Source organism: Sphingomonas sp., assembly GCF_024508665.1.
In the GTDB taxonomy this organism is placed as follows: domain Bacteria; phylum Pseudomonadota; class Alphaproteobacteria; order Sphingomonadales; family Sphingomonadaceae; genus Sphingomonas.
This window is the reverse complement of record NZ_JANINP010000007.1, coordinates 52,801-78,617: the sequence shown is the minus strand read 5'-3', so window position 1 is coordinate 78,617 and position 25,817 is coordinate 52,801. Positions and strand designations below refer to the sequence as shown.

The window sequence follows — 25,817 nt, the reverse complement described above, 5'->3', positions numbered from 1 at the left end:
TTCGGCCGATCGGCACTGCGCCGATCAGCCAAAGCAGCGGTCAGGCGTCAATTGCGCGGCCGCTTCTTCTGGCTCTCCGCCATGCGCTGTTCGATGCCATCGACGCGCGCGTTCAACTGATCGAGACGCTGACCATTATTCTGAGCTTGACCGGACGCGGCCTGGGCCTGCGACAGGGCCGATTTCGCGGTGCCGTCGGTCTCGTTCAACTTCGCCTCGAGCGCGTCGACGCGCTGGCTGACCGGGGCGATCTGCTCCCGCACATAACTCTTGGTGGCACAACCGCCCAACCCCATCGCACCTAGCAAAATCACGGCCGCGGGGATCATTTTCGTTACAGACGCCGACATCACACACTCTTCCCAATGGTTAACGAGCGAAACGACCCAAGCCGAGCATGGTTGCTCCAACAATCCCGATTCTGCCCGGCTGTGCGTCTGGCGAGACGAGCGGATGCGCAGCGATACCGCCGCGTCAGGTGACGGCAGGCGCGGTAAAGGCGTTCAAGTCCGCGAGTCCGAGGCGGCGTTCGATATCGGCGACTTTGTCGATGGCGATGTCGAAGCCGTCACCGCCGAAAGTGCGCCGCTCGATATCTTCGAACTGGTCCCCGAGCTCGTCATAGCCTTTGGGACCGACCGCTTTTTTGAACGCGGGAAACACGACCGTATCCTCGCGCGCGGCGTGCGGTTCGTACATGCGCGCGAAGGCGGTCAGCGTTTTCGCCAGCGGCTGCGCGTCCCCGGTGCCGATGCGGCCCGATTTCGTCCGGTCGAGGATATAGGCAGTGATTTCGCGCCCGCGCGCATGCTGTGCAAGCAAGGCGTCGACCAGCCCGGCCGCCTCGCCGCCGGCCTTGCGCACGATCGGGAAGATGTGCTGCTCCTCGAGCATCTGCTCATGATAGCGTTCGCCGAACGTCTGGAACAATGTCGTGGCGGCTGCGAGCGCCGCGGCGTCGACGGCGCCGGGATTCGCCACGAGCTTCGGCGCAACCTCCCGATAGATGACCAGGATCCGGCGGAGCACGCCATGTTCGCGCATGAGATCCTCATTCGCGGTAACCGCATCCTCGTCGCCCTCGCTTTTTTTCGCACCATCGGCGTCGTTCTTCGCGCACCCGGCCACAAGCAATCCTATGCCCGCGAGCGAGGCCAGTGCCGTGCGCCGATCCTTCTCCATCATGGCCGTCATCCTTCGCCTGAATCGCCGTCGAGCCAGGAACGCGGGAGCGAACTTTCCGATGCCGGCACAGAAAACAAAGTAATCGGTCGATCCGGCTGACCAGCCTGGCAATGGTTTCATAGCCCGGCTGCACCAAGGCGTCATCTCGTTCCGGCCGACGATTGCGTGCGGTCCTTCGAGGCCCGGTAAAGCGCTTCCGCCGACGCCCACCACTTTCGTTGCCGATTTCAAGGCGATCTGCGCCCAACGCTCCAAACCATTCGATCGGGTCATGTATCGCCATGAAAAGCGGAACCGCCGCCACAACAGAGACGTTGCGCACCCGTATTGTCACCATAACAACGGGAGTGGATTAACATGGGTAAAGGTATTCTGCTGTGGCTGTTGGGCATTCCTCTGCCCATCATTATCCTGCTCCTCTTGCTCTGGCATTGATCATGGCGACGAATATTCCCCAATCGGTCGATCCAGACCTTTATCCATCCGGGATCGCCGGCGGATCGAGCGCGTCGGCCGTGTCATGGTCGGCGATTTTCGCGGGCACCATTGCCGCGGTGGCGTTGACGCTGATCCTGGTGGCGATCGGCTCGGCGTTAGGCCTCGCATCGGTATCGCCATGGCCAGGCGTCGGCGCCGCCCCCACAACCTTCACGATCGCCGCCGGCGTGTGGCTGATCGTCACGCAATGGCTGTCTTCGGCCGTCGGCGGCTATCTCGCCGGTCGGCTGCGCGTACGGTGGCACGGACTGCACACAGACGAGGTGTTCTTTCGCGACACCGCCCACGGTCTGCTGACCTGGGCCACAGCAACGGTGCTGATCGCAATGGTCGCCGTGGCGGCTTCGGCCTTGTCCAACATCGCGGCGGCACCGGTCGACGTCGACATGAGCAAGGACGCGATCGACGCCGCGCGCAAGGCAGCGATGTCGGTCGCCGGGTTCACCGGGCTGTCGCTGCTGGTGGGTGCCTTTATCGGCGCGGTCGCCGGTGCGATCGGCGGCAGGCTGCGCGACATGCACCCCTGATCCCTTGGCACCCGCTAAACCTACCGAGGGGATGGCTTGTGACGGCCATCCCCTTTTTGCTGCGGGAGTCAGCGCATCGTGACTCGATCGAGTTGCAGCCATGACGCCATTTCGCCGAGCGCTAGGCGCAATCTTTCTGCGCTATCGGGCGGGGCGTCTGGCTCGAAATGCGCTTTCGCCAGCAACGTGCGATGCTGCCGATCCGCCTTCAGGTCGACACGCGCGACCAGTCGCTCGTCCATCAGGAACGGCAGGACGTAATAACCGTGCACGCGGCTCGCCGCCGGTGTGTAGATCTCGATCCGATAGCGAAAACCGAACAACCGCTCGGTACGGTCGCGATGCCAGATCAACGGGTCGAACGGCGCCAGCAGCGCGCTGGCCGCAATCCGCCGCGGGACGCGCGCGTCGCGATGGAGGAACGCGGGTTGCCCCCACCCTTCCACGCGGACCTGGCGTAAGACGCCCGCATCGGCCAGGTCGCCGATCGCATTGTCCTTCTCCACCGGCTTGAGCCGGAAGTAATCGCGCAGCTCTGCGGCTGTCGCGACACCCAGCGCGCGCGCTGCGCGTTCGATGAGCTGGCGCCGGGCATCGCGCTCGTCGGGCGCCGGCAGCGCGAGGATATTCGCGGGAATGACGCGTTCGGTCAGGTCATAGACGCGCTCGAAGCTCCGCCGACGGGTGGCGGTGGTCAGGTGGCCGGCATAGAACAGCCATTCTAGCGCGCGCTTGGTGTCGCCCCATTCCCACCACCCGGACCGGCTCTTGCCGTGCGGGAAGTCGGACGCGGCGAGCGGTCCCTCCGTGGCGATCCGCGCAAGGATGGCCTCGGCTTGCGGACGCTGCTCGGTCGCGAAGCGGCGTAGCGCGACATAGCCCGCCTCGCCGCGATCCGCGCGTGCCATGCGCCAGCGCATCAGCGGAAACAGGTCGAGCGGGAGCAGCGAGGCTTCGTGCGCCCAATATTCGAACAATCGGCGGTCGCGCCTGCCGCCCCACGCCGCGGTGTCGAGCAGATCGCGATCATAGCATCCGAGACGCGAGAAGGCCGGCAGATAATGCGCTCGCGCGACTATATTGACGCTGTCGATCTGGTGAAGGCTCAGCCGATCGACCAAACGGGCGAGATGCGGACGACGGACCGGCGAACCGCTCCGCCCGCCAAAGCCCTGGGCGGCGATTACGATCCGTCGCGCCTGCGATAGGGAAATATCGGCCATGCAAATTCGTTAACGCCCGATCCCCGCGATGCCGAGCGCGATCGACGATATCGGCATTAGGATCAATGCCCGTCGACCGGGGGAATGTCCGATCCCTGGACGTCGAACAGTCCCGTCACCCCGCCGTTCGCAGCGAAAACAGCCAAGGCGATGACCACGACCAGCGCGGCCGAAGCGATGACGATCTTGCGCTGCCTGATCTTCGCCGAATGCGACCGACGCCGTCCCCGAGTTCTGCCACCCATTTATTTCCGCTCTCCCCTGACGATTATTGCGCCAAGCCCATTCATGGCACAACCGGGCCGATGATCAATCGCTTGATCGCCGTGGCTTGTTTACGGGGCAATCGTCGGTCGAGGCGACCCGGGCGCGACCGGATCGGTCGGTTCGCAACGGGCACCATCCCTCTCGACCTGGCTGAGTCAGAAATCGATGGGTTCGTTTTCTGGACGAGGTTTGGGGCCAACCACATGCCCGAAATCTGGCGCGTCGTAGCATAACGCCGCGGGGCTGCTGAGCGAGGCGTGCGCGGCGAAAGGCGGGGTCCCGCGAGGGTTCGTCGCGATGTAAATGTTGCGCCGGGAAGCCGCTTTCACCGCATGGGTACGGAAAGCACTTGCCGGTATTGCCGCGCTTTATCGAACCGAGCGCGGGACCACGTCAGGTGGGATAGGGCGACGAAGGAAGAAACGTCCTTCGCCGCCCGAACCAAGCTTACTTCTTGGCGTCGTCGATCGCGTCGGCCTTGTTCTCGCCCGCCGCGCGGACCGCATCGGCCTTGTTGTTCATCGCGTCGGCCTTGTTGTCCATCGTCGCCTGGACGTTGTCGGCGATGTTGCTGCCTTCGTCACGCATGGCGTCGGCATTGGCGTCGATCGCGTCGGCGGTGTTGTCGGCGGCAGCCTGGACGTTGTCGGCGGCATCGGTCTTGTGCCCGCAGGCACCGAGCGGCAGCAGCGCGATGGCAGCGGCGGCGACGAGGAACTTCTTGGTCATGGCATCCCCTTTGGAATAGTTGCGCGACGGCCACGGCGCGACGTTCCGCAGGAACGACGGTCCGGGCTGACCGGAGCGTAACCCTCAACGAGCGAAGGGGTTTCATCGGCCTGCCATTTTTTCGGAGACGGCGGCGCGATCCATTGGCGATCCGAGCTCTCCAGCCCGCTTATTTCGCTCTGTTCACCGCATTTCCTGCAGGATTGTAAGGTCCGCGTGAGGAAAGTTAGGATACCGTTGCGGTATCGAAATGGTCGGCCTTTGGGGCCATTTTTAGGAGATCATAAGTTGTATCGCGCCGAGTGCGCGATCACGCCACAGAGTACGCGTTACGCGCGCAATACGGTTCTCTGCCGTTTTTTTCCTATCCGGCAGCGTTGTCGTGCTACAAGCAGCGCCAGATTCCCTAGCGGAATCCAACGAACCAACCGGGTCGCCTTAGGGGACATGCTCTTCACGCCTGAAAACCGGCGGAGGGGAGTGTGTCATAACAGGGAGACCCAAATGCGTTCCTTCGCTTCTCTTGCCGGCGGCGCTTGCCTGACGGCGTTAACTCTCGTCCTGACCACCGCACCCGCGCGCGCCGACAACACACCTGAGTGCAACGCCAATGCCGTGGTCACCACTGCGCTTGAATGTGGCGCGCCAAGCACCGCGACGGGTACGTCCTCGGTCGCGGTCGGCCAGAATACCAGCGCCACCGGCGATTTTGGCACCGCAGTTGGCAGCTTCGCGACCGCGAGCGGCCTGGTCGGCACCGCGATCGGATCCAATGCGACCGCGAGTGGCGATTTCTCCAGCTCGATCGGTACCAATTCGACCGCCAGCGGCTACGCCGCGCAGGCGTTCGGTGTGCAGAGCCAGGCCAGCGGCGACTATTCGGTCGCGACTGGATTCAGTGCCGCGTCCAGCGGCACCCGGGCAACGGCGATAGGCAGTTCGTCCTTCGCCTCGGGCGCGCAATCGACCGCAGTGGGTTCCACCGCACAGGCGACTGGCGACAATAGCGCCTCCTTCGGTTTCAATGCCGTCGCCAGCGGCCCCAACGCGATGGCGCTTGGCTATAACAGCGCCGCCAGTGGCGGCAGCGCAGTCGCGGTGGGATCCAATGCGTCGGCCGCCGGTCTCCTGGGGGTGGCGATGGGCGGCTCCGCCAACGCGGCGGGCACTGCGGGGATCGCTGTCGGCCAGAACGCCAACGCCTCGGCCGATTTCGCGATGGCGGTGGGATCGCTGGCGCAGGCTACCGGCTTCGGCTCGACCGCGCTCGGCGTGCAGAGCGTCGCCGGAGGGGCAACCTCGATCGCGGCCGGCTTCGATGCCAGCAGCTCCGGTGCCAATGCGATCGGCATCGGCACCTCGTCGAATGCCGGCGGCAATGCGGCGGTGGCGATGGGATCGGGATCGGCGGCTACGGGCGTAAGCTCGGTCGCGATCGGCGGAAGCACGTCGGGCAATCCCAATACCGGCGCCCAGGCGGTCGGAGACCGCAGCATCGCCATTGGCTCCACCGCTAACGCCTCGGGCGTCGATTCGATGGCGCTGGGCACCGGCGCGGTGGCGGCGAACAATAATTCGTACGCCATCGGCACCGGGGCCACGACCACGCGCGACAACCAGATTGTGCTCGGCGGCGCGGGCCAGTCGGTCACCGTCGGCGACTTGGCGGCGAGCACCGCGGCTCAGACCGGCTCGGTCAATCTGGTCACCGCCGATGCCAGCGGCACCTTAGGTGTAGGCCCTGCACTCTCGTCGCTGGCAACGGCAGCGTCGGTGACCGCGCTCAGCAACCAGGTGACGACCAACACCGCGGACATCGCGACCAATGCCGCGAACATAGCGACGAACACGGCCAATATTGCGACCAACACCGCGTCGATTAACACGCTCAACACCCAGGTGGCGGGCAATACGGCGTCGATCAACACGCTCAATACCCAGGTGGCGGGGAACACGACTTCGATCAATATGCTCAACACCCAGGTCGCCGGCATCAATACGCAGTTGGGCACGATCAATGGCCAGATCGGGACGCTGAACGGCCAGGTTTCGACGCTTAGCGGCCAGGTCAATTCGCTGTTCGCGCAAAGCGCCGAGAACCGCCGCCAGGCAAGACTGGCCAATGAAGGCGTCGCGATGGCGCTGGCGATGGATTCGCCCGCTGTGCCGGAGGGATCGAACTTCGCGCTCGCGGGCGGCGTGGGATATTACAATAACCGCGCCGCGGGAACGATCGCGATGAGCGCTCGGGTCGGACCCAAAGCCTATATTTCGGCAGGGGTCGGTGCCGGGTTCAATTCGGGCGAAGTCGGCGCGCGTGGCGGCTTTGCGGTCGGCTTTTGAGGCGGGCATGATCAGGCATCTCCTGATCGCGGCGGCGCTGACGGTCCTGTCGACGACAGGGCCGCTGGCCATCGGGGAGGCGCGGGCACAGTCCGCGCCGCCACCCGTCGTGGCACCATCCGGGGCGCCCCCCAACATCGCTTACAGCGCGCCGGTATCGACCCAGCCGCTACCCGACGAACTGACCCGCGCGAAGCTCATCTGGACGACGATGATCGCGATCGAGCAGGCCAACGAATCGGGCAATTATTCAGTGCTGCGCGACATCGCGTCGCCGTCGTTCCAAGTCGCCAACGACCCCAGTCGCCTGACGCAGATCTTCGCGGGGATTCGGTCGACCAATATCGATTTGTCCAACGCGTTGCTGCTGGCGCCGACCTATCGCGAGCCGCCCGCGATCGACGGCAAGGGCATGCTGCGCTTGACCGGCGCGTTCGGTTTGCGACCGACGGCGGTGTTGTTCGACCTGACCTTTCAATGGGTAAGCAACCGCTGGCGGTTGTTCGCGGTCTCGCTGGGCGCACGAAGCATCACCTCCGGGTTCGGCGCGACGCCCGCCCCTGCGTCGGCACCACCAATCAGAAAGGGAAAATGAAATGCCCGGCGGGAGCATCCGCCGGGCATAGCCAGGGCTGTTGTTTATGATTTTGGCAGTGGGCGGCGTTGGGACGCCGGCGCGGACGCTGTCGCATCGATGAACGCGGCGCACCGAATTCGGCATCGCCGCGAGCCCGGCTCCTCACCCTATATCGCGCGGCGACCCTGGATCAGGCGAACCACCACCACGACCAGTGCGATCACCAGCAACAGGTGGATGAGACTGCCAACGTGGAGCACGGTGAAACCGAGCAGCCATAGCACCAGCAGGATGACGACGATTGTCCAGAGCATTTCTTATCCTTCCTGTTCAAACCGGGCGGAAAGGCTCGTACCCGACCGTCCTGCCCCGCAGGAGGAAAGACGTTCGTTACGGCTTCGGGTTCCATCGGCCGGGGTGGAACGAGCCAGAACAGGCACGACCCCGTCCAACGGACGCACTTGTGGTCGAGCCCAGCGACTGCCCGCGCCTGGCGGGGCTCAATCACCTTGACGCCACCCGGCAACACCCCTAGAGGCGCCGCTTCGCGTCACCGCCGGCCCCTTCGTCTAGCGGTCTAGGACGTCGCCCTCTCACGGCGAAAACACGGGTTCGAGTCCCGTAGGGGTCACCAGCGTTTTCAATGACTTAGGCAGCAAACTGGCAGGACGAAGCGAGCTCGTACAGTATCCGTACAGTAAGACTTCGTGGCACGCGATGAGACATGATGGACACCGCATGGGCCCGGTCTTCGTCGAATCGAAGATGGCAAACATCGGATGGGACAAAAGCCGCCAGCGTAATCTGCCCCCATTTTCCGCCGATATAGAATCGCGCGACCATGGGAATCGGGCTCGGCAAAGCGCCGCGAGATTCTCTAGCTCGAAAGCGAACGGGCCGCGCGGACCCTCATGCCGTCGCCCGATGCCCCGCAATGCTCAAAGCGCAGGGCAGCCACAAGCGGCGCGCCACAAGCGCAACAGTCTCCAACCCGGTTACATCAGGGGTTTTCTATAAGGGATGAATTGCCCCAGATTGACTACGCCTTCCAATCGATGCGTTCCTGGATCGATCAATTTGACGACATCGACACGGCAAAGATCGGGTGAATGCGTATCGGTCTGGACTATGAATGAGCTGTCCAGCCGATCAGCACCTGTCGTCGGCCGATTGAGGTACCTGACCCCGTCGTTCGTCTCAAAGACGATGCCGATGCCATCGACGATCTCGACCGAGCGGACCAACCGCAGCGTTATGCAATCAAGCGGGCCACCCTGCCGCCTGCCCTTGATTATCGCGTCAAGCTTTTGCTGCCCAAAGCTTTGCTGTTTCGGGGGCGTCGCCTGGGCGGCTCCAACACCCGCAAAAAGAACCGCCGCACCCAATAGCTTGCGCATGATCTCATCTCCCGATGACGCCGAGCGGCCCCTCCTAGCTTGCGTAATTCGCGGCCAGCGGAAGGTCGAGGAGGCCGGTTCAGAATTCAACGGCGCTTCGCGTTTGGCGGCTCGCGCGAAATCGATCTTCGCGACAGCCCCATTCTCAGGAATGATATTGCGCCGCAGCGCCGACAAATCGCGCCGAGAGAAGCCGCGGACTCAGCGGGATTGGCCATGTCGCCGCCGCCTCGATAAGCGTGCGGCTATGGGAACCTATCTCTCACCATTTGCCTGTTCGCCCGCATCGCCCGCCGGCCCCCAAGGAGCGCTGCCGTGACCCAAGGCTCTCCAGAAATCGGCCTAATCGTCAGGCAATTGCGCAGGCGTCAGGAACTGACACTCGAAACGCTGTCGCGCATATCCGGCGTGTCGAAGTCCATTCTGTCACAAATCGAGCGCGGCGACGCCAATCCCACGCTCGCCACCGTCTGGGCATTGGCACGAGCGCTCAAGATCGATCTCACCGAACTGATCGGAGGCGAGCCGCGACAGACCCCGCAGCCGATCGAGATAGCCTCGGCATCGTTTACGCCGGAAATCCGAACAGAGGACGGCCGTTGCGTGCTGCGCATCCTAAGTCCAGCCGATCATGCAGAGACCCTGGAATGGTATGACGTCCAGATGGCACCGGGCGGCGCGCTCGTATCGGAAGCGCATTTGCGTGGCATGCGCGAGCATCTGACCGTGTTAGAAGGAACGCTCGAGGTGACGTCGGGAGAAAGCCGCGCGGAAGTCCCCACCGGCGCGACATCGCGCTACGCGGCGGATGTCGCGCACACCATCCGCAACCTCTCCGATCGGCCGGCCCGTGCCTTGCTGGTGGTGACGCGCTAAACGATCACAGCAACTTTTTTTCCGCTAAATCGAACAATCGCTTCCGGTATATCGGAGACAGGATCGTTCCCACGCATATCCACCCGCAATCGCGGGCGACCTGCGAGAAACGACCTTTGAGCGACCCCGACTTCTATTCCCGCGTCGCAGCGACGCTGCTGAATATCGAAACCGAGGGCCTCTTGAAGCCCGAGCGGGTCCTGGAATCAGCCCAGGGCGGCATGGTCCGCATCGGCGGTCGCGATATAATCAATCTGTGCGCGAACAATTATCTCGGTCTCGCCAACGACCCGCGGGTGGTCGAGGCTGCCATCGAGGCAACGCACCGTTGGGGGGCTGGCCTCGCATCGGTACGCTTCATTTGCGGCACCCAATCGATCCACAAGGAACTCGAGGCGTCGATCGCGGCCTATCTTGGTCTGGAAGACGCAATCCTGTTCGCGGCGGCCTTCGACGCCAATGGCGGAGTGTTCGAGCCATTGCTCGGCAACCAGGACGCAATCGTGTCCGACAGCCTCAACCACGCGTCGATCATCGACGGCGTGCGCCTCTCCAAGGCACAGCGCTATCGCTATCGAACGAATGACATGGAAGACCTTGAGGCGCAGTTGAAGGCGGCGCGCGAGGCCGGCGCCCGCACCATCCTGATCGCAACCGACGGCGTGTTCTCGATGGACGGCACCATCGCCGATCTGCAGATGATCGCGGCACTTGCCGAACGCTACGGCGCGATCACGCTGGTCGATGACTGTCATGCGAGCGGCTTCATTGGCCCGAAGGGGCGCGGCACGCTGCATGCCTGCGGCGTCGAAGCGCAGATCGACATTGTCACGGGGACGTTCGGCAAAGCGCTCGGCGGCGCCATGGGCGGCTTCGTGGCGGGGCGCGGCGAGGTCATCGCGCTGTTGCGCCAGCGCGCGCGGCCCTATCTCTTCTCCAATGCCCTGACGCCTGCGGTGTGCGGCGCGAGCCTTGCTGCCATCGAGATCGCCGAAAGCGCTGAGGGGGATGACCGTCGCGCACGGATCGCCGCCAATGCCCGTCAATTCCGAACCGCGATGAGCGCAGCCGGCTTCGAGCTCCTGCCGGGCGAGCATCCGATCATCCCGGTGATGATCCACGATGCTGGCCGCGCTCAGCAAATGGCCGCCGCGCTGCTTGAAGCAGGCATTCTCGCGACAGGCTTTTCCTATCCGGTGGTTCCGCATGGCGCCGCGCGGATCCGCACCCAGATGTCGGCGGCGCTGTCCGCCGAGCAAGTCACCCGCGCCGCCGACATTTTCGCCGAGGTCGGTCGCCAATTGGAGATCATCCCATGACGGTGGAACTTCTCGAACGCCGCCCGGTCCAGACGCGAACCATGATGGGCCTGGCCAAGCTGGAGGCCGCTCCGGGCGTTTGGCGGATCGAGGCACCCGTCCCCTCCCCTGGTCCGGGTGAAGTGCTCATCCGGGTGCGCAAGACCGCCATCTGCGGCACCGACATCCACATTTATAATTGGGACGCTTGGGCCCAACGCACCATTCCCGTGCCGATGATCTTCGGCCACGAATTCGCCGGTGAGATCGTGGAAGTCGGCCCCGGCGTCACACGCGCGCTTCAGGTCGGTCAGCGCGTGTCCGCCGAAGGCCATATCATCGACCTGGACAGCGACGCGGCTCGAGCCGGCAAATTTCATCTCGATCCCGGGACCGTGGGCGTCGGCGTGAACCGCCAGGGTGCCTTCGCCGATTATCTTTGCATTCCAGCGTTCAATGTCATCCCGCTACCCGAAGATGTCAGCAATGAAATAGGCGCCATCCTCGATCCTTTTGGTAATGCCGTGCACACCGCCCAGCAATTCGACCTGATGGGCGAAGACGTGCTGGTTACCGGGGCTGGGCCGATCGGCATCATGGCGGCGGCAGTCGCACGGCGAGCCGGCGCCCGCAGCGTCGTCATTACCGACATCAACCCTTATCGCCTCAAACTGGCCGAAACGCTTGCCGACGTCCGGCCGGTCGACGTGTCACGCGAGGATCTACGCGACGTCATGGCAGCTGAGGGCATCCGCAGCGGCTTTCAGGTAGCGCTTGAGATTTCGGGCGCTCACAGCGCCATCCGCCAGGCAGTCGATGCGCTGGAGATGGGGGGCAAACTGGCCATGCTGGGAATCCCGGGCGAGGCCATGCCGGTCAACTGGGCAGACATCATCCTGAAAGCCATCGATATCCGCGGCGTCTATGGCCGCGAAATGTTTGCCACCTGGCGCAAGATGTTCGGTCTCATTCGCGGCGGCCTCGATTTGTCCCCGCTCATCACGCACCGATTGCCGGCGCGCGCATTTGAAGAGGGATTCGAAGCCATGGCATCTGGCCAGAGCGGCAAGGTCGTGCTCGACTGGTCATGACGGGCCGCAGCGATTTTTACGGCCAGAATGAACGATTGCCGTTTTGACTTTGTAGGCCCTGAATGAATAGGGCCGCCGGACTGCGACGAAAGGACGATATTTGATGAAGACCGACAACCGCGCAGAAGCCAGCGACGTCACTCCGGCCAAGGCTGACTGGAAAAAGCCCGAGATCAATTCCTTCGGGCCGATTATCGATACCGAAGGCAATGGCGCCGCCGGCTTCGATTTCGCCTCGGAGCAGAGCTGAACTCTCGCCGGCCATAAACATCCATTATCGGTTCGGGGGCTTGAACGTTGCCAGCCAAGTCCCCCTTCCCGACCTGTGCGCCCAAGGCGGCTCGCCGGCTCCTGATCTGACCATCGAATTTTCGGCCGGCAACCCACCCGCGCCGGACGAGTTGCTGTGCGACTGGGGCGGGCGCTACGGCCTCCGCTTGTCGCGAAGCGGGCGGGATCGGGTATTTACCTCGGCGTTCGAGGGTGCGATTGCAGTGTCGTCTGACGGTCGCAAGATCCGGGTCACTGCTCCTCGACTGCCAATCGGCAGAGGGTTGCATGACATCCTCGTCCGACGTGTTCTCCCTCGCGTAGCGACATTATTCGACGCGGCTGCCATCCATGCTGCCTCAATCGCAAACGACGGGCGTGGGCTGTTGCTTTACGGTCCATCGGGCGCTGGCAAGTCGACCATGACCGCGGCGCTGAGCCGGGCGGGGTGGAACGTTCTGAGCGACGACATCTCGATCATCAGAGGTGCCGACGAGGCTCGCATCGAGCCTTGCACGACCGGCATATGCGTATGGACCGATACACAAAGCGCGCTGGGCCTCGAAGCGGAGCGCTGCGAGACGATGGCCGGCTATGACGGCAAGGTGCGCTACCTCGGCACATCTCCGGCGCCTGCCCTGGGCGCCTCGCTCGCAGCTTGCGTGACCCTAGAGCGAGATCCTCTGATCGGCTCTCCCGCATTGGAACGGCTCGGGTCCTCGGACGGCATCAAATCGATCATCCAGCAACTGATCCTGTTCAACCCGAATGGCCTGCCGGACGAGCGACTTCCACCGATCGAAGCAGCGGTTGCCACGGTGTCGGAAGTGCCCTTTTTCCGCCTGCGTTATCCCAGCGGATTTGCAGCCCTTGCCGAGGCCGAAATATTGCTTCGACAATTGCTTGGCGGTTAGGCGCGGCTCGCAGCGCCTGCTTCGGCTGGGGCGCGGATTACCAGGCCCTGCTCCATCATGTCGTCGAGCCATTGCTCGATTTCCAGACGGCACGTTTCCGCGTCGATGTCGAAGCTCTCGCGCGCGGCCGCAATCAACGAACGCAGGGATCGTGGATAGACAAGAAGTTGCCAGAAATGGCCCGCCGCATGATTGAGATCCACAAACCGTGCCTGCGCAGCGTCGATGATCAACACACCGGTGTCCACCGTCGCGCTAACCAGATAGGGAGCCCGCGCGAAAAGATTGTCGCCATCGCGTGAGGGTCTCATCGTGATCCTGTAGAAACCTGAGGAGCCGCTCGGCAAGCCGGGCAGGCGCAGAGCGGCAGACTATGGCTCGAAATCATGCCGTCAGCAGCATATCGACCGCTATGCAATTCCAGATGCCGCCAAGCGCGGTATTGGGCGCGGGGCCGGACAAGCCGTCTCGGCGCCAGACCAGGTGCTGAGCAAACAAATCGTCCAGTATTTGACCCTTAACCCATCCTCTTTGGACGACGTGCATTCTCGATGGAGGGCACCTCTCGAAATAGCGCGCGATCGCGTCGATCATCGGCGCTGCGAAATGCGCCTTGTCGGTGCGCTGTCGGATCGGTTCCGGAAGTGTATTGCGCATAGCTTCGCGCAGCAGGAACTTGCGCACACCTTTCCGCTCCATGATCCCGCCAGAGGCCCCCATGAAGAAACGGATCAGGCGCAGGTCGTGGAAGGGATGGCGGAAGGTGACCCCATTGCGCTCGGCCAAGGCGATGAGCGGATCGAAGGTCACATCCCGATGAGGTGGTGCCATGGCGGACAGGCGCCATTGCCGGCCAAAACTATCGCCGCGATCGATTGGTGGCGTCGCCCAGCGGTCCGACAAGGCGAGCCCCGACGCCCAGGCGGGGTCGATCCACGGCGGGGCGGTCGTGCTGGTACCGATGAAGCGGCGCGTCAGCGCGTCACGGCGTGCCGGTCTCAGCAACGGGCCAAGACCGTCCCTTATCATCGCCCGGGCGTTGACGATCGGCGAGCGGGATGCGCCATGGAGAACACCCTCTCGAAACAATGTGCGAAGACGGCCGGCCCGTACGAGATCGGGCCAATGGGCGTGCGATCCGGCCATCCAGTCGTCCCCGCCCTCCCCTGTCAGGAGCAGCCGGTCGCCGCGTTCGCGCATCGCCCGGCAGGCACCGAGCGTCGGCCCCAGGGCGTTCGGGCGAACCGGCAAATGCCGCGTCGAAGCGCACCAGGCGAGCGCCGCGTCGATATCGTAGGGGCGGTCACGTACGACCAGAACGGGCTCGCCGGTATGGTGCTGGACCAGATCGCTCCATCGCGTTTCGTCCTGCGGTTCGCCGGGATAGCGCGCGCTGATCGCCGTCAGCGGGACAAAGACGCGACCGAGCTCACGTAGCTCGACTGCCCTGCAGAAGACCGAGGATGAATCGAGCCCCCCCGAGACATGAATCGAAGCACCCTTGTCTTTGGGCAGCGAGGTTATGATCGCTTGGTCGAACAGGGCGACGAACTGTTCGACATGCTCCGCATCCGAGCGTCCGGACAAGTCTTCATACGCTTCTTCATACCAGGTCCATTGATCGAGGCGCCCGTCGCAATAGCGCAGCGCGCCGCCTGCTGGTAACCGGTTGACGCCCTCCCAGCACGTCTCTGTGGCGGTTGCGATGCGCGCCGACAGGATCTCGGCGAGATATCCCTCGTTGGGCTTGAGCGCATGATCGGACAAGCCCGCGGCCAGGATCGCGACCTCGGTTGCAAACGCCAGTCCCGCCCCGTCCCGCGCCCAGAGGAGCGGTCGCCATCCCGTCGCCGAGCGCGCGCAGAGCAAGGACCGTCGGCGGCAGTGCCAGACCGCCAAGGCGAAGTCGCCGACCAGATGCTGCAGGAAGCGATCGCCCAGCGCCAGCACCAGAGCCTGGACCAGCACGCTGTCGGGCCCCTCTGCCAAAGTGGGCGCGGCAGCGCCCAACAGAGAAAGGAGTTCGGCGCGATTGTCGAGCCGGCCATCGAAGCACACGGCCACGTCCCCCAATCCTGGCCGGGCGATACCGTTTCGCGGTGTCGATAGGAGCGCGACCGGACCATGCTGCCAGCGTCCCAGGCCATCCATTCCGAACACGGGCAAGGCGGCCGCGAAACGATCCACCTCCGCGTTTGACACGGGAGCACCATTCCCTTTCACGAATCCGCCGATGGAGGACATCGATCTTCCCAACTCGAGACAGGACCACGCTGCGCAGCAGGCGAATCTGCTGCGACCGGACGCGGTCGACGCGTCGACCGCCAACCCTATGGCCCGATAAACAGTCGATGCACGTCCGGCGAGAATATTCGCGCTGCCGATATTAGCCCAAGCAATGTGTCAGCCACACCTCTTGCCGCACCGATCGGGTTCGCCTAGCCGTAGGGACAATCGCCAAGAACAATTGCGATCCGAAGGAAACAAGCATGGAAGAAACGGCTACCAAAACGACGATTGACCTCGCGACGGACCTGACCATCGCCTGGCTGACCAATCCCAATACCCGCGCGACGGCGGAAGAGGTGCCTGCTTTTCTCAAGACGATGCATCAGGCGGTTTCTGAATTGGGTGGCGCGTCGGCAACTACTGACGACGACGCCGCAGAAACGCACGTCCCCGCAGTCAGCGTGCGCAAATCCCTCGCGTCGCGCGACCACATCATCTCGATGATCGACGGCAAGCCGTACAAGGCGCTGCGCCGGCATCTCAAGACTCATGGGCTGACGCCCGCCGAATATCGCGAGCGTTATGGTCTCAAGGCCGATTATCCGATGGTCGCTCCGGCGTATTCCGAAAAGCGACGGGCGATGGCCAACAAGATAGGGCTCGGCCGGAAGGCGACGCCTCGTCGTCGCGCGACAAGGGTAGAATCCTGACGGGCTATGCTGGGAGGTGGCAGAGCCGGGTAATCGATCTGGTCCTCCCAGCGCATCACGTTATCGTCTCGCATATCACCGATGGAAGGGCCGCATCATGTTCCGATTTGCTCTAGCCTTGGCCGCAACTGCGATACTTGCCGTGCCTGCCGGTGCGGCCGCGCCGCGTTGCCGGGATGCCAAGGGCAAGTTCATCAAGTGCCCGGAGGCACCGAAGAAAGCCGTCCGCTGCAAGACAGCGAACGGCAGGTTCGCCAAATGCGGAACGCCCGGCGCAAAGCCCGCCTGACCCGGCGCGGCCGTCACGTTCAGCGCTGGCGTGACGGCCGCCGGTTAACTTCGGGAACGAAAGGCGCCGCCGCCAGATCGCTATTTCGCACGCCGCGCGAAATCGCGGTCGCTGTCGAGAAACGCCGCCAACATCGCCGGAATCAATTCGGAGAGCGGCTCCTCCGATTGATAGGTTTCGGCATAGGCAGCCGCATAAGAGAGCAGCCGGTTATGCAACTCGGGCAGGACAGCGATGGCGAGCTTGACCGGTACGCGATCGGGTAATCTGGCGAGCTTGAGATCCGCCATGTCATTGTCCTTCCATCCAGGGTGCCAGGATCAGGTCCTTGTGCACGAGCAACCGCACGGGCGCCCCTGGCCGGACCGTCAGAGTCGGCTGAACCGACAGATTGCGGCTGGTAAGCTGATCGCCGGCACGGGCTACGTTGTCCTGGGTCGACCGGCGTAGCGCGGCGACGAGATCCCCGTCTCCGCCGAGCGCCAGCTGACCGCTGACGCCGAGCAGGGACGACATGGCGATACCCTTGAGGAGCTGCCAGCTGTGAAAATCGACCTTGTCTTCAAGACCGGCATAACCTTGCGGATCGGTCGCGGGCGCATTCTCGAGGTCCAGCGATGACCCGTCGGGCATGACGAGGCGTTGCCAGGCGATGAGAGCGCGTTTCTGCCCGAAAGCGACGACACTATCGTACTTGCCGATGAGGCGGGCTCCCTGAGGGATGAGCTCGATCCGGCCCGTCGCGCTATCGAACACTCGCTCCGTCACCTGGGCAACGACCATACCCGGCAAGTCGGATCGCAAGCCGGTCAGAAGACTGGCCGGAATGACGCTGCCGGCAAGCAGCATATAGGGCGAGATTGGCTTGGTCAGTGCGTGCCGGTTTACCGTGTCGCGGTCGCCAGCGGCCGAGACGAAGTCGATTTTATGGCGCTGGCCGTTGGGATCGTCCGCGGGATCGGGTGCGGGCTTAGCTGGAGCGTCAGCTGCCGCCGAGCGTGCTAATGACGACGCGGCGGGACCGGAGGCGGCAGGTTGTACGACGGAACGCGCGACCATGAGCGCCGAGGCACGCGCGGACTGGCGATCGCTAGTTGCGCGGGCGCGGGCCGATGATTGCGGAGTGGGAGGCGTGATGCTGCCGCCCGGCGGCGCGCCTTCCAATTGCCGTTGCCGCTCGAGGATGGGCCGGCCGAGATCCCCGGGAAGCGGCGGACCCAGGCGAGGCACGCCTTGATAGCTCGTGGGAAGCGCCGCGAGCGTGTCGGACGGCGCTTTGCCGAGCGGCTGAGACATTTCCGAGTCTCCGCGGCCCGGTTGGAAGAAGGTCGGCTTGAGCGCGACCCATGTAACGGCTGCCAGGCTTGCGCAAACCGTTCCGGCAATGGCGATGACCGCGCCCCGCCGGAAGCGGATCGGGCGCTCGGGCCGGGCCCGGAGCGCAAGCGTCTCAGGATCCAGCTTGGGACCAGCTTGCCATGCGTCGCTCTCGGTCATGACGATTGCTTCGCGCGGGTGTTGCTCGCGACCCGGGTGATTCGGACAACGATCTGATGCTTCAGGCCCAGCCGCAATTCGGCACGATCGAATAGCCGGTCGACGACATAATAGCGGCCGATCAGCCGGTAATTGACCAATTGCGCGACACCGTTCGGGTCGACGAGGAACAAGGGCGGCGCTTCTCCGACCGCCAGCCCAGGCGGGAACTCGATATAAGTCTGCCGGCCGTCATCGAAGACACGCAGGGGCCGCCAGGCCGGACGGGCGCCGGACAACGAATAGCCGAACTCGAGCCGGTCAGGCGCAATCCCGGGGACAGGCGGGGGTGACGAGGATACCACGGGTTGGTCGGGGGTGCGCTTGACGGCAATCAGCGCGTCCTCGGGGTACGTCCAGGCCAGGGCTGTCATTGCTGTCGCAGCGGTGCTGGTAAGGGCTAGATGATAGGTACGGCGATCGGTCGCGATCACAACATTGGTCGCCAACCCGGCCGCGACCGGCTTGATCAGAATATGCGTGCGCCTGGCTTCCTTGTCGCCACTCGTCGTATCCCCGATCAGCCAGCGCGCGGTATCGCCGGCAGCAACCGATATCAGGGTCTCGCCTGGCTGAAGGGCAACGTCGGTGACCCGCTCGGGGGCGGCGTACACCGCGTAAAGGGCGCCCTCTGCGAACGGAAAGATCTGACCGGCATCGATATAGCCTGCGACCTGTGGCTCGCGGGTCGCGGCGAGATTCGCGGCGCGCACCACGCGCTCGGCGGCAGGCATGCGTTCGCGAGGGGACGACCGATGCCGTACAGCACGTCCGGGGACCGGTTTGGTCGCCGGGCGCGGCTGGGTTGTGGCCGCCAGCGGGGCCGGCTTCGCCCCCAGGCCTGCCGCCGGAACGGCCGCCGCCAGACAGGTATGCAAGATCAGCGTTCGATAGAGCCGTTTCACAATTGGTTCTCCTCAAGGTTGGGCGGCACGGTGCCGACCGGGGAAGGCGAAGAGGTCGGCATGGGTTGGTCGGGAGGACGGGCCGGCACATCGAGTTCGCGGCTCCAGTCGATCGCATCGACATAGATGCCCAGCGGATTACGCCGCAGCATGTCCGCATCTGCCGGGGGCTTCGTCAGCACGGCCAGGATGGCAGTCCAGTTCGATCGACCGGCAGGGACGCCGCGCTCGAACGCCGTTTCGGTCCATTTGACCTGATAGGACGTATCGGACGCGCGAACGACGCTCGTTACTTGCACCGAGGTCGCCCGCTCCCCGAGCCGCTCGAACGGCTTGGCGCTTCGAGCATAATCTCCGAGGAAGCGGCTGCCGCGTTCGGTCGTGTAGGCGTAGGCCTCGAGCCAGCTGTCGCGCATCATGACCGGATCGAGCGACACGGCGCGAACATCGCGGATGAAGTGGGCGAGATGCCAGGCGATCTGGGCATCGCTCGGGGTGAACGCCGTGTCCGCGGCTTTTACCGCCCGCGCCTCGCCAAGCCGGTCGACCTCGACGACATATGGCACCACGCGGCTCTGGAGCGATTGCCAAGCAAGTGCCGCACCGGCTGCCGCGGCAAGCGACAGGCAACCGAACGCCATGACACGCCAGTTTCTTGCCTGGACGCGAGCCGATCCGATCCGGTCGTCCCATAGGCGGCCCGCCCGTTGGTATGGCGTCTCAGGCTCGGGGGACTTCGAATAGCGTTGAACCGCTCGCTTGAAGATCATCACTCGTCCCTTTCCTTGATGTCGGGCGCCGCACCGCCACCGCCCCGGTCGCCTTGTTGAAGTGCGTGGAGAGCGGCCTGCTGATGATGACGGCTGGCCTGCTGCGAGCGCATGGCCTGGGCCCAGCCGGGCGCCGCATCATCCGCTTTGCTGTCAGAGGAGGAGCGAGAAGGAGCGCTGGTGAGCGCCTGCCAGGCGGCCTGACGCCCGCGATCGGCCGCCTCGCCCACGCCCAGCGCCTTCGCCGCCTTGGTCTTGGCCGCATTGCCGGCCGCCTGAGCGACACCGCCCAAGCCGGCTGCCATCGATGGCTTGGCAGCGGTCTCCTTGCCCAGGGTATAGGCGGTCGAGGCAGCGGATCCCATCGACGTGCCGGCGCGCACCGCGCCGAGGGCCGCGCCACCAAGCGCGCGGGCGGCGCCGGCCGCCGCACCGCCTGCCAGCATCGCTACGCCCGCCGCGCCAGCCGTCGTCCCGAGAGCGGCGCCAGCGCCTAATTGGGGGGCGCCGGATACCAATCCCGACGCGATACCGGGCCCGAAAATGCCGAGCCCGAACAACGTCAATGCTCCGAGCACCAAGCTCATCGCTGCTGCGAGATCGACGCTCTCGCCCTGCATCGACGACGTGAAATCGGTGAAGAAATTGGACCCGATCCCGACAATGATCGCGAGCACCATCACCTTGACGCCAGAGCTTACGACGTTCCCGAGCACGCGCTCGGCGAGGAAGCTCGTGCGGTTCCACAAGGCGAACGGCACAAGTAAGAAGCCGGCGAGCGACGTCAGCTTGAACTCGATGATCGTCACGAACATCTGCACGGCGAGAATGAAAAAGGAGAGGATGACGATCGCCCAGGCGAACAGCAGCACGGCAATGGTCAGGAAATTGTCGAACACGCTGACGAAGCCGGTCATCGTTGCCATCTGCTCAAGGAGCGGCCAAGCAGCCGAAAAGCCCGTCGAGGCAACCTTGCCCGGACGAAGCAGGTCATCCGCCGTCATCGTTCCACCGCCTGCGGTCAGGCCGGCCTGGGCAAAGGAACGGAAGATGAGATCGGCGAGCGTCGAAAAGCTGTTCAAGATGAAGGCAAAGGCGCCGATATAGAGAATCTTCTTCAGGAATCGGCCGATGACATTGTCATCGCCACCCATTGCCCAGAAGAGACCGGCGAGCGTGATGTCGATACCGATGAGCGTTGCGGTCAAGAAATGGACATCGCCGCCCAAGAGTCCGAAACCGCTGTCGATATAGCGGGCGAAAGCCTGCATGAAGCGGTCGATGACGCCGAGATCGTTCAAGGGCTGTTCCTTCGATCGAATAGGTGCCCGCGAGGCACCGGCGGGAGCCGGCACCGATGCCCCGCGGACTACGGACGTGACGGCCGGAGGGGGTGGGCAGCCGCCACGCCCGGTCTCGTCACTGCGGCGTGTAGGCCGAGCCCGACCCGAGGAACTGCTTCGCGCGCCCTTGCGCCTCGACGCTGTCTTCGGCGCGCCGCGCGGCTTCGGTCGCATCGGCGCGGAATTGCGCCGCCATGAGATTCTGGATCTGGAATTGCTGCTTGGCGACGAGCGCCAGAAGCTGGTTCGTGGCCTGCTGCGCCTGAAGTGCACCTTCGGCGCCCTGGCTCTTGGCGGCCAGGCTCGAGAGGGTACCGGCATCCGCCGCGACGCTTTCGGCGACCTTGCTTTGGACCGCCATTGTCTGACGGAAAGCTGCCATCGCCGCATCGAGCCGGGCGCGCGCGCCCTGGACCTGCTGGTCGGAAGAGCGTGCGGCATCGAATTGTTGAGGGAAGAGCCGGGCGAATTGATCGTCGAGCCCTGTCACCTTGAAGTCGATCCCTTGGGCCTTGCCCATGAGCTGGTCGATTTCCTGGAGCGTCGAGGTCAATTGCGAAAGCTCGGGAAAATCGACCCGGCTGAGGTTGCGCGCCTGGTTGGCGAGCATCTGCGCCTGATTCTGGAGCGACTGGATCTGATTGTCGATCTGCTGGAGCGCCCGCGCCGCGGTCAGCAGATTCTGGCTGTAATTGGTCGGATCGAACACCGCGATCTGGCCGCTTGCCGGCAGAGCCGGGATGGCGACGCTTGCGACCAAGACGGCCGACGCTCCCCCGCTCAACACGGCGGCGGCGGCATGCTTCCATATGGGCAGCGTGATGATGGGCATGAGCGATCCTTTCAGGCGGGGGTGGAAGTCTCGGCGATGAGATCGGCAGCCCAGCCGAGATCGGCGGAAGCCAGGAACCGCGCAGCGAAATCGTGCTGGCCGTGCTCGGCGAGGAGGGCGTCGATACGATTTTGAGTGGCGGGATCGGACGCGCCGCACAGGGCAAGCGCGATCGGGCCAAGATCGAGCTCGAACAGCCGGTTGCCACGTGCCGATTGCAGATAATATTGCCGCTTGGGAACGGCGCGGCTGATCAGTTCGATCTGCCGCTGGTTGAGGCCGAACCGGCGGTAGATGTCTGCGCCCTGCGGTTCGATCGCCCGGTTGTTGGGCAGGAACAGCCGCTGGGGGCAACTCTCGACGATGGCGGGCGCGATCGTACTTTCCCCGATATCGGCAAGGCTCTGGGTCGCGAAGACCACCGACACGTTCTTCTTACGCAGTACTTTCAGCCATTCTCGAAGGCGCGCCGCGAACAGCGGATGATCGAGGAAGGTCCAGGCCTCGTCGAGAAGGAGGAGCGTTGGCCGACCGTCGAAACGTGCCTCCAGCCGGTGGAAGAGATAGCTCAATACCGGGGCGACGATGCTCGGCTGGCCCATCAACTGCTCGGTCTCGAAGCAATGGACCCCGGCCAGCGCCGGACCTTCTTCCGCGGCGTCGAGCAGCCGGCCGTAGGGCCCGTCCAGCGTGTAGGGAGTAATGGCCGCACGCAGGTCATTCGACTGGAGGAGCAGGCCAAGTCCGGTAAGCGTCCGCTCCTCGACCGGCGCCGAGGCAAGACTGTTAAGGGCCGACCACAAAGCGTCCTTCAGCTCGGGGGTCATCGCTACATGTTCGTGCTCGACGAGCGCACCCAGCCATTGCGCTGCCCAGCTTCGCTCGGCGCTGTCGTCGATGTGCCGGAGCGGCTGGAAGGCGAGCGTCTCCCCCTGGTCCGGTCCGAGGCCGAGCACGTGGTGCACACCGCCCATCGCAAGGACCGCCGCGCGCGCCGACAGCCCCTTGTCGAACAGGTAGATTTGCGCGTCGGGGTAGCGGCGAAACTGAAGTGCGAGGAGTGCCAGCAGCACCGATTTACCGGCACCCGTAGGCCCGACGACCATCATGTGCCCGACATCGCCGACATGGGCCGACAGCCGAAACGGTGTCGTGCCGGCGGTATTGGCGAGCAGCAGCGGAGGACCTTGCAGATGCTGGTCGCCTTCCGGTCCCGCCCAGACGCCCGACAAGGGCATCAGATGGGCAAGATTGAGCGTATGGACGAGCGGCTGGCGGACGTTCGCATAGACCTGCCCCGGCAGGGAGGAGAGCCAAGCCTCGACCGCGTTCACGCTTTCGCGGATAACGGAGAAACCCAGGCCCGCGACCACACGCTCAAGTGCCCGAACCTTTTCTTCCACCGTCGAGCGGCTTTCGTCCGAGACGCTGATCGTGGTGGTCAGATAGCCGAAGGCGACGTGGTCGCCGCCCAACTCCTGGAGCGCTGCATCGGCGTCGGCAACCTTGTTGTCGGCATCGCTGTCGGTCAATTGGACAGGTTGGTTGTAGAGTACCTCGCGCAGCAGGGCTGTGACCGACTTGCGTTTGTTGAACCACTGGCGGCGCAGCCTGGTCAGGACGCTCGTTGCATCGGCCTTGTCGAGCGGCAGGAACCGCGTGACCCAGCGATAGGCGAAATCCTGGTGATTGAGCGCATCGAGGATGCCTGGGCGGCTGAGATTGGGAAAGCCGAGCAGGGTCAACGTGCGCAGATGGGCATCGCCCAGCCGTGGCTCGAGCCCCCCGGTGAGAGGCGTGTCGCACAGGAGCCCGTCGAGATAGAGGGGTGTCCCGGGGACGCCGACCGGATGACGCCGGGTCGAGATCGCATCATGCAGATAGGTGAGCGTTTCGGCGTCGTCGAGCGCCCGAAACTCGGGCATGAAGCCACCGAAAAGGTCGAGCGCGCGATCGGTTTCCGCAACGAACGCCGCCAACGCCTGCCGCCAGTCGCGCGTGCGGTCGGCATGCGGCCGGTCGACGAGCGAGCGCCCGGCCCGTTCGACCGCATCGGCAGGCGGTAGCCAGACAAGGGTCAGGTGATAACGGCTTTCAAAATGGCGGCCCTCCGCGAGGAAGGCAGCGCGCCGCTCCTCGTCGACCAGCCAACTGGCAGCGTCCGGGAACGGGCTGGCGGGATAGGATGCCGCCGCGCGGCGCTCCGCGTCGAAGAACAGGGCCCAGCGGCTGCCAAACCGTTTGAGCGCGTTATTGGCGCGCGCGCAGGTGGACACGAGTTCTGCCTCGGTTGCCGATTCGAGGTCCGGGCCTCGAAACGCGAAGCTGCGCTGGAAGCTGCCGTCTTTGTTGAGGACGACCCCCGGCGCGACCAATGCCGCCCAAGGCAGATGGTCTGCCATGCGGTCAGCACGACGGCGATATTCAGCAAGGTTCAGCAAGCGAAATATCCCTTCTGGCGAAGGTGCCGGATCAGGACGGAGGCAAAATGCGGATCCCGGCGCGTGGCGAAGACTGCGAGCGAATGCCCGGCAATCCACAACACGATGCCGACGATCCATTGCTGGAGGCCGAGCCCGATCGCGGCCGCCATCGTTCCGTTGACGATGGCGACGCCGCGCGGCGCGCCTCCCAGCAGGATGGGCGAGCCTAGGCTTGCATGGATAGGTACCTCAAAGCCTTCCAGGTGGTGGTGTACGCCGATCACGAGACCAGGGCTCCACCCCCGAAGCTGAAGAAGCTCAGGAAGAAGCTGGAGGCGGCGAACGCGATCGACAGCCCGAACACGATCTGGATCAGCCGACGGAAGCCGCCGGCGGTTTCACCGAATGCTAGTGTCAGTCCGGTGACGATGATGATGATTACGGCGACGATCTTGGCGACCGGCCCCTGGACCGATTCGAGCACTTGCTGCAGGGGTTGTTCCCACGGCATGCCGGAGCCCGCAGCATGGGCATCCGATGCCCCGACAATAGCGGCAGCGGCTGCTATCATCGCGCTGCGCCGGATCGGTGTCGTTGATCGTTTCATGACTGATCTCCGTTGGAGGCAAGGATGTCTGGATCGAGTGACGCGGTTGCGTAGCCACCATCGGGCGCGAGGCCCGTCACGCGCAGGACGGAGTCTATCCGGCGGGCGAGGCCACGCCCGGCGATAAAGATAACAAGGTCGATCGCGTCGGCGATCAGGTAGCGCGGCACGCTTGCGACTGCTTCCTGGACAAGCTGTTCGAGCCGAAGGAGCGCGCTGGCCGCGGAATTGGCATGGACCGTGGCGATCCCACCGGGGTGGCCAGTATTCCATGCCTTGAGCAGGTCGAGTGCTTCGCCGCCCCTCACCTCACCGACGATGATGCGATCGGGCCTGAGCCGCAGTGTAGAGCGAACCAGATCGGCCATGCCGACGACGCCTGGTCTCGTGCGGAGCGCAACGGTATCGGCCGCCGGGCTCTGCAATTCGCGCGTGTCCTCGATCAGAACGACGCGTTCGTCGAGAGTCGCCATTTCGGCGAGGAGCGCATTGGCGAGCGTCGTTTTGCCCGAGCTCGTGCCGCCCGCGATCAGGATATTTTGCCGGTCGACCACCGCCTGACGGAGGACTGCGGCGATGGCGCCGGTCATTTGGCCGCCGGCAACATAGTCCGCGAGCGTGTAAAGGCGTTCGGCCGGCTTACGGATCGCAAAGCACGGGCCTCGGGACACGGGCGGCAGTAAGCCTTCGAACCGCTCGCCCGCGGCACCGTTATCCCTTGCCGGCAACTCGGCTGACACGATCGGCGCATCGGCATGCACTTCGGCGCGGCAATGGGCAGCGACCAGCCGAATGATCCGCTCTGCTTGGGAAGGATCCATGGTGACACCAGTCGGGATACGTCCCTCGCCGAGCCGGTCGAGGCGAAGCACACCGTCCGGGTTGAGCATGATCTCGACCACGAGCGGGTCGCTCATGGCGGCCGCAATCGCCGGGCCCATCGCGGTCCGTAGCATGGCCCGGCTGCGATCGGTGGAG

28 protein-coding genes and 1 tRNA gene are annotated in these 25,817 nt (G+C 64.3%); 10 read left to right on the top strand and 19 right to left on the bottom strand.

What is annotated here, in order from left to right:
* Positions 1 to 47 precede the first annotated feature (47 nt).
* Together Q0L25_RS15465 and Q0L25_RS15460 are read right to left on the bottom strand one after the other, a co-directional pair.
* Positions 48 to 350: a hypothetical protein gene (locus Q0L25_RS15465; protein ID WP_066823585.1), complete on the bottom strand. Its 303-nt coding sequence runs from the start codon at positions 348 to 350 to the stop codon at positions 48 to 50.
* 124 nt (positions 351 to 474) lie between these two features.
* Positions 475 to 1,185: a hemerythrin domain-containing protein gene (locus Q0L25_RS15460; protein ID WP_296615846.1), complete on the bottom strand. Its 711-nt coding sequence runs from the start codon at positions 1,183 to 1,185 to the stop codon at positions 475 to 477.
* Positions 1,186 to 1,622: 437 nt separating this feature from the next.
* On the opposite strand from Q0L25_RS15460, the gene Q0L25_RS15455 reads away from it, so the two are divergent.
* Entirely contained in the window at positions 1,623 to 2,210 is a 588-nt protein-coding gene (locus Q0L25_RS15455; RefSeq protein WP_296615844.1) for a hypothetical protein, read from the top strand.
* A 68-nt stretch (positions 2,211 to 2,278) separates the two neighbouring features.
* On the opposite strand, the gene Q0L25_RS15450 is transcribed toward Q0L25_RS15455, so the two are convergent.
* The 3 genes from Q0L25_RS15450 to Q0L25_RS15440 form a co-directional block, all read right to left on the bottom strand.
* The gene (locus Q0L25_RS15450) at positions 2,279 to 3,433 is read right to left on the bottom strand and encodes a crosslink repair DNA glycosylase YcaQ family protein (protein WP_296615843.1); all 1,155 of its coding nucleotides are present in this window, start codon (positions 3,431 to 3,433) and stop codon (positions 2,279 to 2,281) included.
* Positions 3,434 to 3,495: 62 nt separating this feature from the next.
* Complete coding sequence (locus Q0L25_RS15445) at positions 3,496 to 3,678, bottom strand: hypothetical protein (protein WP_296615841.1); 183 nt, start codon at positions 3,676 to 3,678, stop codon at positions 3,496 to 3,498.
* Between the two features lie 469 nt (positions 3,679 to 4,147).
* Complete coding sequence (locus Q0L25_RS15440; protein ID WP_296615840.1) at positions 4,148 to 4,429, bottom strand: hypothetical protein; 282 nt, start codon at positions 4,427 to 4,429, stop codon at positions 4,148 to 4,150.
* Positions 4,430 to 4,933: 504 nt separating this feature from the next.
* Between Q0L25_RS15440 and Q0L25_RS15435 the strand changes: the two genes are divergently transcribed.
* Entirely contained in the window at positions 4,934 to 6,772 is a 1,839-nt protein-coding gene (locus Q0L25_RS15435; protein ID WP_296615838.1) for a YadA-like family protein, read from the top strand.
* A 7-nt stretch (positions 6,773 to 6,779) separates the two neighbouring features.
* On the top strand, positions 6,780 to 7,367 hold the full coding sequence (locus tag Q0L25_RS15430; RefSeq protein ID WP_296615837.1) for a hypothetical protein: 588 nt from the start codon (positions 6,780 to 6,782) through the stop codon (positions 7,365 to 7,367).
* A gap of 149 nt (positions 7,368 to 7,516) precedes the next feature.
* On the opposite strand, the gene Q0L25_RS15425 is transcribed toward Q0L25_RS15430, so the two are convergent.
* Positions 7,517 to 7,663: a lmo0937 family membrane protein gene (locus tag Q0L25_RS15425; protein ID WP_157082372.1), complete on the bottom strand. Its 147-nt coding sequence runs from the start codon at positions 7,661 to 7,663 to the stop codon at positions 7,517 to 7,519.
* Between the two features lie 244 nt (positions 7,664 to 7,907).
* Between Q0L25_RS15425 and Q0L25_RS15420 the strand changes: the two genes are divergently transcribed.
* A tRNA-Glu gene (locus tag Q0L25_RS15420) sits at positions 7,908 to 7,983 on the top strand.
* Positions 7,984 to 8,344: 361 nt separating this feature from the next.
* Here Q0L25_RS15420 and Q0L25_RS15415 read toward each other — a convergent pair.
* Positions 8,345 to 8,746 carry a hypothetical protein gene (locus tag Q0L25_RS15415; RefSeq protein WP_296615834.1) on the bottom strand — a complete coding sequence of 134 codons (402 nt, stop codon included), beginning with the start codon at positions 8,744 to 8,746 and terminating at the stop codon, positions 8,345 to 8,347.
* Positions 8,747 to 9,061: 315 nt separating this feature from the next.
* On the opposite strand from Q0L25_RS15415, the gene Q0L25_RS15410 reads away from it, so the two are divergent.
* The 5 genes from Q0L25_RS15410 (at position 9,062) to Q0L25_RS15390 (ending at position 13,195) form a co-directional block, all read left to right on the top strand.
* Positions 9,062 to 9,622, top strand: coding sequence for a helix-turn-helix domain-containing protein (locus Q0L25_RS15410; RefSeq protein WP_296615833.1), 561 nt, complete (start codon positions 9,062 to 9,064; stop codon positions 9,620 to 9,622).
* A gap of 116 nt (positions 9,623 to 9,738) precedes the next feature.
* A complete protein-coding gene (locus Q0L25_RS15405; protein ID WP_296615831.1) occupies positions 9,739 to 10,941 on the top strand; it encodes a glycine C-acetyltransferase in 1,203 nt (400 codons plus the stop codon).
* A 41-nt stretch (positions 10,942 to 10,982) separates the two neighbouring features.
* Complete coding sequence (gene tdh, locus Q0L25_RS15400) at positions 10,983 to 12,011, top strand: L-threonine 3-dehydrogenase (RefSeq protein ID WP_296615830.1); 1,029 nt, start codon at positions 10,983 to 10,985, stop codon at positions 12,009 to 12,011.
* Positions 12,012 to 12,114: 103 nt separating this feature from the next.
* The gene (locus Q0L25_RS15395; RefSeq protein WP_296615829.1) at positions 12,115 to 12,261 is read left to right on the top strand and encodes a hypothetical protein; all 147 of its coding nucleotides are present in this window, start codon (positions 12,115 to 12,117) and stop codon (positions 12,259 to 12,261) included.
* Between the two features lie 40 nt (positions 12,262 to 12,301).
* The gene (locus tag Q0L25_RS15390) at positions 12,302 to 13,195 is read left to right on the top strand and encodes a hypothetical protein (protein WP_296615827.1); all 894 of its coding nucleotides are present in this window, start codon (positions 12,302 to 12,304) and stop codon (positions 13,193 to 13,195) included.
* Here the strand turns inward: Q0L25_RS15390 and Q0L25_RS15385 are convergent.
* Together Q0L25_RS15385 and Q0L25_RS15380 are read right to left on the bottom strand one after the other, a co-directional pair.
* Complete coding sequence (locus tag Q0L25_RS15385) at positions 13,192 to 13,443, bottom strand: PqqD family protein (RefSeq protein ID WP_296615826.1); 252 nt, start codon at positions 13,441 to 13,443, stop codon at positions 13,192 to 13,194. The genes Q0L25_RS15390 and Q0L25_RS15385 overlap by 4 nt on opposite strands.
* Before the next feature lie 136 nt (positions 13,444 to 13,579).
* Complete coding sequence (locus Q0L25_RS15380; RefSeq protein WP_296615824.1) at positions 13,580 to 15,259, bottom strand: asparagine synthase-related protein; 1,680 nt, start codon at positions 15,257 to 15,259, stop codon at positions 13,580 to 13,582.
* Between the two features lie 425 nt (positions 15,260 to 15,684).
* On the opposite strand from Q0L25_RS15380, the gene Q0L25_RS15375 reads away from it, so the two are divergent.
* A complete protein-coding gene (locus Q0L25_RS15375) occupies positions 15,685 to 16,134 on the top strand; it encodes a MucR family transcriptional regulator (protein ID WP_296615823.1) in 450 nt (149 codons plus the stop codon).
* Positions 16,135 to 16,503: 369 nt separating this feature from the next.
* Here Q0L25_RS15375 and Q0L25_RS15365 read toward each other — a convergent pair whose 3' ends face one another.
* The 10 genes from Q0L25_RS15365 to trbB form a co-directional block, all read right to left on the bottom strand.
* A complete protein-coding gene (locus Q0L25_RS15365; RefSeq protein ID WP_296615820.1) occupies positions 16,504 to 16,713 on the bottom strand; it encodes a DUF2274 domain-containing protein in 210 nt (69 codons plus the stop codon).
* Between the two features lies 1 nt (position 16,714).
* Positions 16,715 to 17,920, bottom strand: coding sequence for a TrbI/VirB10 family protein (locus tag Q0L25_RS15360; RefSeq protein ID WP_296615818.1), 1,206 nt, complete (start codon positions 17,918 to 17,920; stop codon positions 16,715 to 16,717).
* Positions 17,917 to 18,693: a P-type conjugative transfer protein TrbG gene (gene trbG, locus Q0L25_RS15355; RefSeq protein WP_367184158.1), complete on the bottom strand. Its 777-nt coding sequence runs from the start codon at positions 18,691 to 18,693 to the stop codon at positions 17,917 to 17,919. Before trbG ends, Q0L25_RS15360 begins: the two co-directional genes overlap by 4 nt.
* Positions 18,694 to 18,860: 167 nt before the next feature.
* The gene (gene trbF, locus Q0L25_RS15350; RefSeq protein WP_296617763.1) at positions 18,861 to 19,634 is read right to left on the bottom strand and encodes a conjugal transfer protein TrbF; all 774 of its coding nucleotides are present in this window, start codon (positions 19,632 to 19,634) and stop codon (positions 18,861 to 18,863) included.
* The gene (gene trbL, locus Q0L25_RS15345; protein ID WP_296615817.1) at positions 19,634 to 20,935 is read right to left on the bottom strand and encodes a P-type conjugative transfer protein TrbL; all 1,302 of its coding nucleotides are present in this window, start codon (positions 20,933 to 20,935) and stop codon (positions 19,634 to 19,636) included. The genes trbF and trbL overlap by 1 nt, the downstream gene beginning before the upstream one ends.
* A 118-nt stretch (positions 20,936 to 21,053) precedes the next feature.
* Positions 21,054 to 21,809 carry a P-type conjugative transfer protein TrbJ gene (trbJ, locus tag Q0L25_RS15340; protein WP_296615814.1) on the bottom strand — a complete coding sequence of 252 codons (756 nt, stop codon included), beginning with the start codon at positions 21,807 to 21,809 and terminating at the stop codon, positions 21,054 to 21,056.
* A gap of 11 nt (positions 21,810 to 21,820) precedes the next feature.
* Positions 21,821 to 24,250 carry a conjugal transfer protein TrbE gene (gene trbE / locus Q0L25_RS15335; RefSeq protein ID WP_296615813.1) on the bottom strand — a complete coding sequence of 810 codons (2,430 nt, stop codon included), beginning with the start codon at positions 24,248 to 24,250 and terminating at the stop codon, positions 21,821 to 21,823.
* The gene (locus Q0L25_RS15330; RefSeq protein WP_296615812.1) at positions 24,244 to 24,516 is read right to left on the bottom strand and encodes a VirB3 family type IV secretion system protein; all 273 of its coding nucleotides are present in this window, start codon (positions 24,514 to 24,516) and stop codon (positions 24,244 to 24,246) included. Before Q0L25_RS15330 ends, trbE begins: the two co-directional genes overlap by 7 nt.
* Positions 24,513 to 24,839, bottom strand: a complete 327-nt coding sequence (locus Q0L25_RS15325; RefSeq protein ID WP_296615811.1) for a TrbC/VirB2 family protein — start codon at positions 24,837 to 24,839, stop codon at positions 24,513 to 24,515. Before Q0L25_RS15325 ends, Q0L25_RS15330 begins: the two co-directional genes overlap by 4 nt.
* On the bottom strand, positions 24,836 to 25,795 hold the full coding sequence (gene trbB / locus Q0L25_RS15320; RefSeq protein WP_296617762.1) for a P-type conjugative transfer ATPase TrbB: 960 nt from the start codon (positions 25,793 to 25,795) through the stop codon (positions 24,836 to 24,838). The genes Q0L25_RS15325 and trbB overlap by 4 nt, the downstream gene beginning before the upstream one ends.
* Positions 25,796 to 25,817 lie beyond the last annotated feature (22 nt).

What these genes read in the sequence shown, in the direction of transcription:
- Q0L25_RS15450 (WP_296615843.1), bottom strand. Translation starts at nt 3,433, where the DNA reads ATGGCCGATATTTCCCTATCGCAGGCGCGACGGATCGTAATCGCCGCC.
- Q0L25_RS15445 (WP_296615841.1), bottom strand. Translation starts at nt 3,678, where the DNA reads ATGGGTGGCAGAACTCGGGGACGGCGTCGGTCGCATTCGGCGAAGATC.
- trbF (WP_296617763.1), bottom strand. Translation starts at nt 19,634, where the DNA reads ATGATCTTCAAGCGAGCGGTTCAACGCTATTCGAAGTCCCCCGAGCCT.
- Q0L25_RS15360 (WP_296615818.1), bottom strand. Translation starts at nt 17,920, where the DNA reads ATGACCGAGAGCGACGCATGGCAAGCTGGTCCCAAGCTGGATCCTGAG.
- Q0L25_RS15425 (WP_157082372.1), bottom strand. Translation starts at nt 7,663, where the DNA reads ATGCTCTGGACAATCGTCGTCATCCTGCTGGTGCTATGGCTGCTCGGT.
- Q0L25_RS15440 (WP_296615840.1), bottom strand. Translation starts at nt 4,429, where the DNA reads ATGACCAAGAAGTTCCTCGTCGCCGCCGCTGCCATCGCGCTGCTGCCG.
- Q0L25_RS15455 (WP_296615844.1), top strand. Translation starts at nt 1,623, where the DNA reads ATGGCGACGAATATTCCCCAATCGGTCGATCCAGACCTTTATCCATCC.
- tdh (WP_296615830.1), top strand. Translation starts at nt 10,983, where the DNA reads ATGATGGGCCTGGCCAAGCTGGAGGCCGCTCCGGGCGTTTGGCGGATC.
- Q0L25_RS15465 (WP_066823585.1), bottom strand. Translation starts at nt 350, where the DNA reads ATGTCGGCGTCTGTAACGAAAATGATCCCCGCGGCCGTGATTTTGCTA.
- Q0L25_RS15415 (WP_296615834.1), bottom strand. Translation starts at nt 8,746, where the DNA reads ATGCGCAAGCTATTGGGTGCGGCGGTTCTTTTTGCGGGTGTTGGAGCC.
- Q0L25_RS15365 (WP_296615820.1), bottom strand. Translation starts at nt 16,713, where the DNA reads ATGGCGGATCTCAAGCTCGCCAGATTACCCGATCGCGTACCGGTCAAG.
- Q0L25_RS15460 (WP_296615846.1), bottom strand. Translation starts at nt 1,185, where the DNA reads ATGATGGAGAAGGATCGGCGCACGGCACTGGCCTCGCTCGCGGGCATA.
- trbG (WP_367184158.1), bottom strand. Translation starts at nt 18,693, where the DNA reads ATGCCTGCCGCCGAGCGCGTGGTGCGCGCCGCGAATCTCGCCGCGACC.
- Q0L25_RS15435 (WP_296615838.1), top strand. Translation starts at nt 4,934, where the DNA reads ATGCGTTCCTTCGCTTCTCTTGCCGGCGGCGCTTGCCTGACGGCGTTA.
- trbB (WP_296617762.1), bottom strand. Translation starts at nt 25,795, where the DNA reads ATGCTACGGACCGCGATGGGCCCGGCGATTGCGGCCGCCATGAGCGAC.
- Q0L25_RS15430 (WP_296615837.1), top strand. Translation starts at nt 6,780, where the DNA reads ATGATCAGGCATCTCCTGATCGCGGCGGCGCTGACGGTCCTGTCGACG.
- Q0L25_RS15325 (WP_296615811.1), bottom strand. Translation starts at nt 24,839, where the DNA reads ATGAAACGATCAACGACACCGATCCGGCGCAGCGCGATGATAGCAGCC.
- Q0L25_RS15375 (WP_296615823.1), top strand. Translation starts at nt 15,685, where the DNA reads ATGGAAGAAACGGCTACCAAAACGACGATTGACCTCGCGACGGACCTG.
- Q0L25_RS15395 (WP_296615829.1), top strand. Translation starts at nt 12,115, where the DNA reads ATGAAGACCGACAACCGCGCAGAAGCCAGCGACGTCACTCCGGCCAAG.
- trbJ (WP_296615814.1), bottom strand. Translation starts at nt 21,809, where the DNA reads ATGCCCATCATCACGCTGCCCATATGGAAGCATGCCGCCGCCGCCGTG.